At 71.7% G+C, this 11,638-nt stretch carries 11 protein-coding genes; 10 read left to right on the top strand and 1 reads right to left on the bottom strand.

The window, feature by feature from the left end; translation table 11 throughout:
* Complete coding sequence (locus tag J2S22_RS24995) at nucleotides 1-624, bottom strand: cysteine hydrolase family protein (protein ID WP_272778266.1); 624 nt, start codon at nucleotides 622-624, stop codon at nucleotides 1-3.
* A gap of 137 nt (nucleotides 625-761) precedes the next feature.
* Between J2S22_RS24995 and J2S22_RS24990 the strand changes: the two genes are divergently transcribed.
* From J2S22_RS24990 to J2S22_RS24945, 10 genes are all read left to right on the top strand, one after another.
* Nucleotides 762-1,613 (top strand): helix-turn-helix domain-containing protein, encoded by an 852-nt coding sequence (locus J2S22_RS24990; protein ID WP_272778267.1) that lies wholly within the window; start codon nucleotides 762-764, stop codon nucleotides 1,611-1,613.
* 118 nt (nucleotides 1,614-1,731) lie between these two features.
* The gene (locus J2S22_RS24985) at nucleotides 1,732-2,697 is read left to right on the top strand and encodes a LysR family transcriptional regulator (protein WP_272778268.1); all 966 of its coding nucleotides are present in this window, start codon (nucleotides 1,732-1,734) and stop codon (nucleotides 2,695-2,697) included.
* A 231-nt stretch (nucleotides 2,698-2,928) separates the two neighbouring features.
* On the top strand, nucleotides 2,929-4,098 hold the full coding sequence (locus J2S22_RS24980) for an acyl-CoA dehydrogenase family protein (RefSeq protein WP_272778269.1): 1,170 nt from the start codon (nucleotides 2,929-2,931) through the stop codon (nucleotides 4,096-4,098).
* A 7-nt stretch (nucleotides 4,099-4,105) separates the two neighbouring features.
* Nucleotides 4,106-5,425 (top strand): amidase, encoded by a 1,320-nt coding sequence (locus tag J2S22_RS24975; protein ID WP_272778270.1) that lies wholly within the window; start codon nucleotides 4,106-4,108, stop codon nucleotides 5,423-5,425.
* On the top strand, nucleotides 5,422-6,612 hold the full coding sequence (locus J2S22_RS24970; protein WP_272778271.1) for a CaiB/BaiF CoA transferase family protein: 1,191 nt from the start codon (nucleotides 5,422-5,424) through the stop codon (nucleotides 6,610-6,612). Before J2S22_RS24975 ends, J2S22_RS24970 begins: the two co-directional genes overlap by 4 nt.
* A gap of 193 nt (nucleotides 6,613-6,805) precedes the next feature.
* Complete coding sequence (locus J2S22_RS24965) at nucleotides 6,806-7,807, top strand: ABC transporter substrate-binding protein (RefSeq protein ID WP_272778272.1); 1,002 nt, start codon at nucleotides 6,806-6,808, stop codon at nucleotides 7,805-7,807.
* Between the two features lie 34 nt (nucleotides 7,808-7,841).
* A complete protein-coding gene (locus tag J2S22_RS24960) occupies nucleotides 7,842-8,771 on the top strand; it encodes an ABC transporter permease (RefSeq protein ID WP_272778273.1) in 930 nt (309 codons plus the stop codon).
* An 18-nt stretch (nucleotides 8,772-8,789) separates the two neighbouring features.
* Nucleotides 8,790-9,548: an ABC transporter ATP-binding protein gene (locus J2S22_RS24955; protein ID WP_272778274.1), complete on the top strand. Its 759-nt coding sequence runs from the start codon at nucleotides 8,790-8,792 to the stop codon at nucleotides 9,546-9,548.
* Between the two features lie 195 nt (nucleotides 9,549-9,743).
* On the top strand, nucleotides 9,744-10,622 hold the full coding sequence (locus J2S22_RS24950) for a polysaccharide deacetylase family protein (RefSeq protein WP_272778275.1): 879 nt from the start codon (nucleotides 9,744-9,746) through the stop codon (nucleotides 10,620-10,622).
* Between the two features lie 12 nt (nucleotides 10,623-10,634).
* Complete coding sequence (locus J2S22_RS24945; RefSeq protein ID WP_272778276.1) at nucleotides 10,635-11,402, top strand: short-chain dehydrogenase/reductase; 768 nt, start codon at nucleotides 10,635-10,637, stop codon at nucleotides 11,400-11,402.
* Nucleotides 11,403-11,638 lie beyond the last annotated feature (236 nt).

The following is an 11,638-nucleotide window of genomic DNA, read 5'->3' as shown; positions in this document are numbered from 1 at the left end:
TCACGCTCCGAGCGCCGCGACGACCGAGGCGGAGCTGTCCACCCAGCCGAACTTCATGGCGAAGTTCTTAAGCGCGGCGGCGTGCAGCTCGGGCGCGAAGGACGACACGGCGTCCTCGACCATTGTGGTGCGGAAGCCGTGATGAAACGCCCCGCGGGCCGTATCCTCGACGCAGATCTGCGTCACCGTGCCGGTGACCACCAGCGAGCGCACGCCCTTCTGGCGCAACCGGCCCGACAGCGAGGTGCCGTGGAAGCCGCTGTAGCCGTATTTCTCGACGACGAGATCGTCGGGCTGGGGATGGATCTCGGTCACCACGTCGGTGCAGTCGAGCGGGCCCGCGGCGTCGCCGTACACGCGAGACACGCCACGGCGGCACAGGCAGACGGGCGGCGCGCATTGCGGCGACCAGGTCCACAGCAGCGAAGGCTCCTCGGTCGACAGGAACTTGGTGTAGACGACCGGCAGCCCCTTGGCCCGGAACGCCGCGATCAGCCGGGCGTGGCTGGGCAGGGTCGCGCGGGCGTCCGGCACTTCGAGCGGCGCGCCGACCCGCACGAAGTCGTTCTGCATGTCGACGATCAGCAGGGCCGGGTCGAGATAGCGAGCAGACGCGTCGGGCATGGGCCGACCCCTCCGAACCGTGAAGCCTGTCGGGAGCATGCCGCCGGTCCGCCGCGCTGTCGTTACCTGACGGGCCGGAAAATTACCTTGTGGTCCGATTTGACGATCCCTACCCTCCCGGTCCGTGGAGGTTCGCGATGACGGGCGAGGTTCGGGTCTTCGTCGGCCGGTTCGGCCGGGTCGCGCTTCTGGAGCGCACGCCGACCATCGCCGAGCACGCCCACGCCCAGGCGCACGCCCTGATCAAGGTGTCGGGGGCGGACGCGATCTTCCGGGTGGAGGGCCGTGAGCAGCTTCTCGATGCCGGCTCTGCCGTGCTGATCGACCCCTGGGCCGTCCATGCCGGGCTGCCTCTGGCCGACGGAGCGACGGCCCAGCTCCTCGCCCTCTACATCGCCCCCTACTGGTTCGAGCGCTCCGTTCAGGCGGCGATCGCGGCGGGCCGCCGCCGGGTGTTCTCCACCCCGCGGGCGCCGCTCGTGCCGGCCGTGCAGGCGGAAGCCGACCGGGTGCTGGCCCTGATGCGGGACGATGCCGTGGACGACGACGCGCTCGACCGCGCCTGCGACCTGCTGTTCCGGGCCGTGGTGACCTGCTACGGCGCGGCCGATCTCGGCGAGGGACATCGCGCCGACCCGCGGCCGAGCGACTATCGAATCAGGCGCGCCATCCTGCACATGCGGGACAATCCCGGCATGGCGCTCGACATCGACGCCGGCGCGGCGCTCGCCGGCCTGTCGCGCTCGCGCTTCTTCGAGCTGTTCCGCGCCTGCACGGGCGTGAGCCCCCGGGTCTACGCCAACGCGCTGTGCATCGAGGCGGCGATCGAGATGCTGGGGACGTCGACGATGCCGATCCACGCCATCGCCGCGCGGCTCGGCTTCTCCGCCCCGAGCCACTTCACCCGTTTCTTCCTGCAGCATCTCGGCTCGACGCCGCGGGCGTTCCGCAACGGCGTGCGCCGCTGTGCGTTGGCTCCGGGAGCGTAGCCCGGCTCGATGAACGACGTGCGGCGGAGACGAGGTCACCGCCTCCCCGCCGCTCGGGCCCGCGTGCTATGGTGCCGGGGCGCGCCGCTCTCCGGCGTGCCCCCGAGCCCCGACCCGCATGCGCGCCCTGCTCTCCCACGATCTCCAGACGCTCCGCATCTTCCTCACCGCCTGCGAGCTGCGCAGCATGAGCAAGGCGTCGGAGCGGCTCAACATCGCGCTGTCCGCGGCGAGCCGCCGCGTCGGCCTGCTGGAGCACGAGGTCGGCACCCGGCTCATCGTCCGCCGGCCGCACGGCATCGAGCCGACCGCCGCCGGCATCACGATGATGAACTACGCCCGCGACGTGCTCCGCCTCGGCGAGAAGCTGCAGGTGAACCTGGAGGAGCACCGGCTCGGCGTGCGCGGCTACGTCCGGGTGTGCGCGTCGAGCTCGGTGCTGGTGCATCGCCTCGCCCACGACCTCTCGCGCTTCGTCGCCGCCAATCCGCAGATCAAGCTCGACCTGGAGGAGCGGCCGAGCGAATCGACCATCGACGCGGTGCTGCACAAGCAGGCCGATCTCGGCGTCATCGTGAAGAGCGGCGAGGTCGACGGCCTCGCCGTCACCCCCTACGAGGGCGACCAGCTCGCCGTGGCGCTGCCCGGCGACCACCCGCTCGCCGGCCGCAAGGCGCTCGCCTTCGCCGACATCCTCGACGAGGATCTGGTCGCGCTCGAAAGCGGCACCGCCGTGCACCGGCTGCTGTCCTTCCGGGCCCGCGAGCTCGGCCGCGTCATGAAGACGCGGGTGCAGGTGCGCAGCTTCGAAGTGATGTGCCTGATGATCTCCGAGGGCCTCGGCATCGGCATCCTGCCCGAGAAGGCCGTGCAGCCGCTCGCCGACGCCATGGGGCTGCGGCTCGTCCGCCTCGCCGAGCCGTGGGCGGCGCGCGAATACGCCATCTGCGTCCTCGCCGCCGAAGAGCCCGCGCCGCCGGCCCGGCGGCTGATCGATTTCCTGACGGACAAACCCGCGACCATCCCGAAGCGCCCCAGGCCGCTCGGGCGCAGCGCAGCGCGCAAGGTACCGGCGGGGCGGTGATCGCGCGTCACGGTCATACTGCGAGGCGCACCGTAGAGCCGGCTCGCCTCCGGGGCGGTCGGTCTCCTGCTTCGGACCAGCCGCGGGCACCGGGCCCCTCTGCCCGCCGGGGAGAGGTGAAGCCGGCGCCCGCCTTGCCGCCCATTTCGAATTCCGCGAAACCAGCCTCGGCCGATTTCTGATTCCAAACACCCGTGCCGCCCCGTTACCGTCTGGACACGAGGACGATCGATGCCGCTGACTCTGCCGTCGACCACCGATCACCAGGACATCCGCGAGGCCGTGCGGGCGCTGTGCGCCGACTTCCCGGCCGAGTACTGGCGCAGGCTCGACGAGACCGCCGCCTATCCGGAAGCGTTCGTCGACGCGCTGACCAAGGCCGGCTGGCTCGCCGCGCTGATCCCGCAGGAATACGGCGGCTCCGGCCTCGGCGTCACCGAGGCGTCGATCATCCTGGAGGAGATCAACCGGGCGGGCGGCAACTCGGGCGCCTGCCACGGCCAGATGTACAACATGTCGACGCTGCTGCGCGCCGGCTCGGCCGAGCAGAAGAGCCGCATCCTGCCGCGCATCGCCTCGGGCGAGATCCGCATGCAGTCGATGGCCGTCACCGAGCCGACCACCGGCTCCGACACGACGAAGCTCAAGACCACGGCGGTGAAGCAGGGCGACCGGTACGTCGTCAACGGCCAGAAGGTGTGGACGTCGCGGCTGCAGCACTCCGACCTGATGATCCTGCTGGCCCGCACCACGCCGCTCGACCAGGTGAAGAAGAAGTCGCACGGCCTCTCGGTGTTCCTGGTCGACGTCGCCGAGGCGACGAAGGCCGGCATGACGGTGCGGCCGATCCGCAACATGGTCAATCACGAGACCAACGAGGTGTTCTTCGACGCGCTCGAGATCCCGGCCGAGAACCTGATCGGCCAGGAGGGCGAGGGCTTCCGCTACATCCTCGAAGGCCTCAACGCCGAGCGCACCCTGATCGCCGCCGAATGCATCGGCGACGGCCACTGGTTCGTCGACAAGGCGGTCGGCTACGGGCGCGACCGCGTCGTGTTCGGCCGGCCGATCGGCCAGAACCAGGGCATCCAGTTCCCCATCGCCCAGGCGCATATCCATGTCGAGGCCGCGAGCCTGATGCGGTTCAAGGCGGCGGCGCTTCACGACGCCGGACAGCCGTGCGGCGCCGAGGCCAACATGGCGAAGCTGCTCGCCGCCGACGCCTCGTGGGAGGCGGCCAATGCCTGCCTGCAGACGCATGGCGGCTTCGGCTTCGCGGCCGAGTACGACGTCGAGCGAAAATTCCGCGAGACCCGGCTCTATCAGGTGGCGCCGATCTCATCGAACCTGATCCTCGCCTATGTGGGAGAGCACGTGCTCGGCCTCCCGCGATCCTATTGAGGTGACGATGGGGACGACCCGGAGGTTCGCCGACTGGGAGTCCCGCGACGAGGCGCAGCGCCGCGCCGGCCCGGCGCTCGCCCACGAGGCGATCGCCACGCTCGGCCGCCGGCTCGGCGCCGTGGTCGCCGCGATGCCGGCCGCACCCGCCGTCGACGGCCCGCTCGCCGGCCTCACGGTCGCCGCCAAGGACATGATCGCGACCGGCGTGCACGCGCCGAGCTGGGGCCGCGCGACGCCGTGCACCGGGCTCGCGCCGCGCGCCGCCGTGCTGCGCCGGCTCGACGCCGCCGGCGCCGTGCTGGTGGCGACCGCCGAGATGACCGAGCTCGCCTACGAGCCCTCCGGCCACAACGCGTCCCGCGGGCGCGTCCTGAACCCCTGGGATTTCGACCGCATCGTCGGCGGCTCGTCGAGCGGCTCGGCCGCGCTGGTGGCGGCCGGCTGCTGCGACGTCGCGCTCGGCTCCGACACCGGCGGCTCGGTGCGCATCCCGGCGGCGTGCTGCGGCGTCACGGCGCTGAAGCCCACGCACGGCACGCTGCCGCTCGACGGCGTGATGCCGCTCGCCCCGAGCCTCGACACGGTCGGCGTGCTCGCCCGCAGCGCCGCCGATCTCAGCCGTGTCTGGCCGGTGCTGTCCGGCACGGCGCCCGAGGCCGCCGCGCTGCCGCGCCGTGCCGTGGTACTCGACGACGCCCTCGACGAGAGCGAGCCCGCCGTCGCCCGCGCCTGCGAGGAGGCGATCGACGCGATCGCGGCGCTGGCCGTCGCGGTGACCTCCCGGCCCGGCTTCCCCGAGACGGCCGACCGGCACGTCCTCGCCCTGATGCAGGCGGAGGCGGCCCGCACCCACGCGGCGCTGATCGACGACCCCGGCACCGAGCCGGTGCTGCGCAGGCGCCTCGCCAAGGGCCTCGCGATCGACGACCGGGCGCTCGCCGACTCGCGCGCCGCCCGCGCGCCGCTGCGCGAGGCGTTCCTCGCCGCCATGCTGGGCGGAGCCGACGTGGCGATCCTGCCCGTGATGCCGATCGCCACGCCGCGCGTCGCCGGGGTGACGCCGGGCGACCCCGCCTTCGACCCGAAGCGCCTCTATGCGCTCAGCCGCTTCACCCGCTTCGTCAACCATCTCGGCCTGCCGGCGCTGGCGCTGCCGGCGGGCTTCGACCCGGCCGGCCTGCCGGTCGGCCTCCAGCTCGTCGGCCGGCCCGGCGCCGAGGCGCAGCTTCTGGCGCTCGGCCGCGCCGTCCAGGCGCGGACCGGGTGGCACGGCCGGGTGCCGCGCGCCGTGGCCGACACGATCACCACAGGATGGGCCGCATGACCACGTCCCCCGCGCCGGCGCTCGCCGGCCTGCGCATCCTCGATCTCACCCGGGTGCGGGCCGGCCCGACCTGCTGCCGCGTGTTCGCCGACTTCGGCGCCGACGTGATCAAGATCGAGGCGCCGGCCGGCGTCGATCCCAACGAGGGCATGAGCGGCGCCCGCAACGGCGCCGACATGCAGAACCTGCATCGCAACAAGCGCTCGGTGACCCTGAACCTGAAGTCGCCGAAGGGCCTCGCGGTGTTCAAGCGCATGGTGGCGGCCGCCGACGTGGTGGTGGAGAACTTCCGCCCCGACGTGAAGGCGCGGCTCGGCATCGCCTACGAGGACCTCAAGGCCGTCAACCCGCGCATCATCCTCGCCTCGATCTCCGGCTTCGGCCAGGACGGGCCGTACCGGCACCGCCCCGGATTCGATCAGATCGCGCAGGGCATGGGCGGCCTGATGTGGGTGACGGGCCTGCCCGGCCAGGGCCCGGTGCGGGCCGGCATCGCCGTCGCCGACTCCTCCGCCGGCCTCTACGCGGCGATCGGCATCCTGGTGGCGCTGCAGGAGCGCGCCCGCTCCGGCGAGGGCCAGTGGGTGCGCTCGTCGCTGCTGCAGGCGCAGATCGCCATGATGGACTTCCAGGCCGCCAAGTACCTGATCGACGGCGAGGTGCCGCAGCAGGCCGGCAACGACCATCCCTACACGACCCCGATGGGCGTGGTGCGCACCGCCGACGGCTGGATCAACATCGGGGTCGGCGGCCAGGGCCAGTGGCGCGCTTTTTGCGAAGCGATCGGCGAGCCGGCGCTCGCCACCCACCCCGACTACGACTGCCAGGAGAACCGCCTGCGCAACCGCGACGCGTTGAAGGATCGGCTCGCCGCCGTGTTCGCCCGCAGGACCTCGCAGGCATGGCTCACCGCGCTGGAGGAGGCGCACGTGCCGGCCGGGCCGATCTACCGGATCGACGAGGTGTTCGCCGACCCGCAGGTGCAGCATCTCGGCATGGCGGTGCCGGTGGAGGACGCCGAGCGCGGCACCCTGCAACTGGTCGGCCAGCCGATCGAGATGACCCGCACCCCGGCCGCGGTGGCGTCGCTGCTGCCCGCCGCCGGCGCCCACAACGACGAGATCCTCGCCGAGCTCGGCCTCGGCGGCGACGAGATCGAGGCGCTCCGCAAGGAGCGGGTGATCTGATGAGGAACCTCACCCGGTCATTCCGGGGCGCGGACCGCAGGTCCGCGAACCCGGAATCCAGCCCACGGCACGAGCCCGTCGCTGGATTCCGGGTTCGCACGCTCGCGCGTGCGCCCCGGAATGACCGGAGCGAGAACGAGCCGACTTCGACCTGACGCAGCATGCCCACCCCCGTCCGACCAGGAGGATGCCGATGCGCCGTAGAGTCCTCGCCTTCATCGCCGTCGCCGCGCTGGCGATCACCTCGCCGCTCGTCGCCGCCGCGCCGGCGGCCGCCGCCGGGCCGGAGCCGAAGCCGCTCGCCGCGCCCGTGAAGCTCACGGTCGGCTACCAGAAGGTCGGCCATCTCGCGCCGATGCTGATGATCGGCGACACGCTCAAGCGCCTCGGCGTCGAGCTGGAGCTCGTCGAGTTCGCCCGCTACGCCGACGCCCGCACGGCGCTGCTCGCCGGCTCGCTCGACGTCGCCTCGGTCGGCCCCGCCGATCTCGCCATCTCGCTGGCCCAGGGCTCGACCGACGTGGTCGGCCTCATGGGGGTCGGCTCCTCGCCCAAATACGTGATCGGCCGCAAGGGCGTGACGCTCGACTCCTGGAACGACCTGAAGGGCAAGAAGATCGCCATCGCGCCCGGCTCGGCGGTCTGGTTCCAGTTCGCCGCGACGCTGGTCGAGAAGGGCGTGCCCTATACGAGCTTCCAGGCCGTCAACATCCAGGGCGGCGGCGCCAATTTCGACCAGGCGCTGAAGAAGGGCGAGGTCGACGGCATCGTCACCTGGGAGCCGTTCGAATCCATCCCGGTGATGGAGGGCTACGGCTTCTTCGCCAAGAACCTCGAATACTCGTCATCCAAGGCGGTCGGCGCCGAGCTCGGCATGATCATGGCGTCGAAGACCGCGGCGACCAAGAAGCGCGACGCCGTCGAGCGCTTCGTCTGGGCCTATCTGGCCGCCCAGGAGCAGCTCAAGAAGGACCCGGCGAAGTTCGCCGAGGCCTATGCGAAGCTGTCCGGCATGCAGCCCGACATCGCCGCGAAGGCGTCCAGGATCATCACGCTGGGCGAGGTCATCTCGCCGGACCAGATCAAGCGGCAGGCCAAGGCCTTCGCGGATCTCGGCGTGATCCAGAAGGACGTCTCCGGCCAGATCGACGGCGCCTGGGACGCGACCTTCGTGTCGAAGGCGCTGGGCAAGTGAGCGCGGCTTGACGGCGGGAGCGGGACGCGCGCTCATGTCGGTCACCATGGAGCCGGCCGCCCCCACGGACACGCGCGCCCCCGCGGCGCCAGCGTACGACGCCCCGAGCGGCACCGCCGGTGCCGCCTCCGGGCGGCCGCGCGGCGCGACGCTGCGCCGCCCGACGCGGCTCGCCGGCCGCGTGCTGCTCGGCCTCGCGCTGCCCGTGATCGTGCTCGCCGCCTGGCAGCTCGCCGGCCGCGGCGGCTCGCTGTTCGGCGGCGTGCTGCCGACGCCCGACCGGGTGTGGGCGGCGTGGTGGACCTGGGCGTTCGGCGCCCAGGGGCTCGGGCTCAATCCCTATTCCGGCACCTGGCTCGCCAACGTGCTGTACTCGGCCGAGCGGGTGGCGAAGGGCTTCGGCTGCGCCATCCTGATCGGCGTGCCGGCCGGCATCGCCATCGGCTGGAACCGGATCGCCGCCGGCGCCCTCGATCCCACCGTGCAGATTCTCCGGCCGATCCCGATCACCGCGTGGCTGCCCTTCTCGATCGCCGTGTTCGGCATCGGGCCGGGCGGCGCCATCTTCCTGATCGCGCTCGGCGCCTTCTATCCGATCGTGGTCAACACCAGCCAGGGCGCCCGCGACGTCGACCGCATGCTGATCCGCGCCGCCCTGATGATGGGCGCCGGGCCGTTCACCATCCTGCGCCGCGTCGTGCTGCCGGCCGCACTGCCGTCGGTGTTCACCGGCCTGCGCATCGGGCTCGGCATCGGCTGGACGGCCGTGATCGTCGCCGAGATGGTCGCGGTGAAGTCCGGCCTCGGCTACGTGCTGTGGGACGCCTACTATGTCGGCCGCATGGACGTGGTCATCGCCGACATGATCACCATCGGCCTGCTCGGCTTTCTCAGCGACCGGCTGGTCCTCGCGATCGAGCACTGGGCGCTCGCCTGGCGGCGCCTGCAGTCGCATCACGCGTGAGGGGGAGACCGATCGCGCATGGGCACCGTCCTGTTCCAGAACGTCAGCAAGACCTTCCCGGGCGTGCGCAGCGTGCGGGCGCTCGACGACGTGAGCCTCCAGATCGGCGAGGGCGACTTCGTCGCGCTGCTCGGTCCGTCCGGCTGCGGCAAGTCGACGCTGCTCAACCTGCTCGCCGGATTCGACCGGCTCTCGGACGGCGCGCTGCTGTTCGACGGCAGGCCGGTGACCCGGCCCGGGCCCGACCGCGGCGTGGTGTTCCAGGAGGCCGCGCTGTTCCCCTGGCTCGACGTGTGGAACAACGTGATCTTCGGGCCGAAGGTGCAGGGCGTGCCGAAGTCCGAGTACGAGCCGCGGGCGCGCGAGCTGCTGCGGCTGGTCGGGCTCGACGCCTTCGCCGAGGCGCTGCCCGTGCAGCTCTCCGGCGGCATGCGCCAGCGCGTCGGCATCGCCCGCGCCCTGGTGATGAACCCGCGTGCGCTGCTGATGGACGAGCCGTTCGGCGCGCTCGACGCGCAGACCCGCCTGTCGATGCAGCAGCTGCTGCTCGACGTGTGGGAGACGCTCGGCACCACGGTGCTGTTCGTCACCCACGACATCGACGAGGCGATCCTGCTGTCCGACCGGATCTGCGTGATGTCGGCGCGGCCCGGCCGCATCGTGCGCACCATCCCGATCACACTGCCCCGCCCGCGCTCGATCGCCAGCCTGACCAGCCCCGCCTTCGTCGCCTACAAGGCCGACATTCTGGCGGAGATGAACGTGGTGCATCACTAGTGGAGGCTTTGTTGATTCTGAACTGACTCCGTCACCCTGAGGTGCCCGGCGCAGCCGGGCCTCGAAGGGCGACGGCCCCCGACGCCTGGGCCGTTCATCCTTCGAGGCTCGCTTCGCTCGCACCTCAGGATGACGGAGACAGGTCAGATGAAACGGCACCGACACCAACCAGCATCACTGCAGAGCTCCGCATCGATGGCCAACCCCCGCATTCCCTACCGGCTCTCCTCCGCCCGGCCGCCGCTGCCGCCGCTCGACGGCAAGCGCATCCTCGTCCACCTCGTGGTGAACGTGGAGAACTGGCAGTTCGACCAGCCGATGCCGCGCACCATCGTGACGCCGCCGCACGGCCGCGACACGGTGCCGGACGTGCCGAACTTCTCCTGGGCCGACTACGGCATGCGGGCCGGCCTGCCGCGCATCCTGGAGACCTTCGCGGCGCGGGGCCTGCCGGCATCGACCAGCATCAATGCCGGGGTGATCGACGCCTATCGGCCGGCCGCCGAGGCGATGCGCGACGCCGGCTGGGAGTTCATCGGCCACGGCATGCACCAGCGCGCCACCAATCACGTCGAGGGCGGCGAGGAGGCGCTGGTGCGGGCGAGCCTCGGCGCGCTCGCCGCCTTCACCGGCACCCGGCCGCGCGGCTGGCTGTCGCCCGGCCTGCGCGAGACCGTCGACACGCCCGACATCCTTAAGCTCGCCGGCATCGACTATGTGTGCGACTGGGTGGTCGACGACCGGCCGTCCTGGATGAGCACCGCGGGCGGCCCGCTGATCGCCATGCCGTACAATCTCGAGATCAACGACTCGATCATCTATGCGATCGAGCGCCACGCCACCGGCGAGATGGCGCGCCGCACCGAGCTCACCCTGCGCCGCTTCGAGCGCGAGTGCCGCACGAGCGCGCTCGTGTTCGCCATCGGGCTGCATCCGCACCTGATCGCGGTGCCGCACCGCATCCACGAGCTGGAGCAGATGCTCGACACCCTGGCGGCGTCGCCCGAGGTCGGCTTCGTCACCGGCAGCCGGCTCGCCGACTGGTTTTCCGCCGCCGTACCGGCGGACGCCTGAGGGACGCGCATCATGGATCTCTCCCTGAAGGGCAAGTCCGTGCTCGTCACCGGCGCCTCGCGCGGCATCGGCCGGGCCGTCGCCGAGAGCTTTCTGCGCGAAGGCGCCAGGGTGGTGATCACCGGGCGAGACGCGACGCAGCTCGCCGCGACGGCTAACGAGCTCTCCGGGCTCGGCCCGGTCGAGACCTTCGCGGGCGATCTCGCACAGGGCACCGAGCGCGAGCGGCTGTTCGCCGCGCACCGCGACGTCGACGTGCTGGTCAACAATGCCGGCGCCATCCCGGGCGGCGACCTGTTCGGGCTCGCGCTGCAGCAGTGGATCGAGTCCTGGCAGCTCAAGGTGTTCGGCTATGCCCACCTGATGCAGCTCCACCTCGAGGCCATGAAGGCGCGCCGCGACGGCGTCGTCGTCAACATCATCGGCATGGCCGGCCAGGCGCCGCGCTTCGAGTATGTCTGCGGCTCCGCCGGCAACGCCGCGCTGATCGCGCTCACCCGCGCGGTCGGCGCCAGGAGCGTCGACTGGAACGTGCGCGTGTTCGGCATCAACCCGTCGCCGACGCGGACCAGCCGGATCGATACGATCGCCCGCCGGAAGGCCGAGGACCGTTTCGGCGACCCGGACCGCTGGCCCGAGGCGCTCGGGCCGCTGCCCTTCGGCCGCCTCGCCGAGCCGGCCGAGATCGCCGACCTCGCCGTGATGCTCGCCTCGCCGCGCGCCGCCTATCTCAGCGGCACCGTCGTCGACGTCGACGGCGGGCAGGCGTTCCGGGGCTGATCGACGCCCTCCCGAGGTCGAGTTCTCCCTGCGAAATCCCATTCGTCGTCCCGGGGCGGCGCGAAGCGCCGGGCCCGGAATCCATCCCCACTGTCTTTCGTGAGCCACCGATCCCGGGCGTATGGATTCCGGGATCGCGGGCTGCGCCCGTGCCCCGGAATGACGATGTATGCAACCCTCCCGCCGGGGAGAGGTGAAGGTGGCGCTGCGGAACAGACCAAGCCCTCATCACGCGG

This window comes from Rhodoplanes tepidamans (assembly GCF_030813915.1).
Lineage (GTDB): Bacteria > Pseudomonadota > Alphaproteobacteria > Rhizobiales > Xanthobacteraceae > Rhodoplanes > Rhodoplanes tepidamans.
This window is presented reverse-complemented; position numbering and strand designations above follow the sequence as displayed.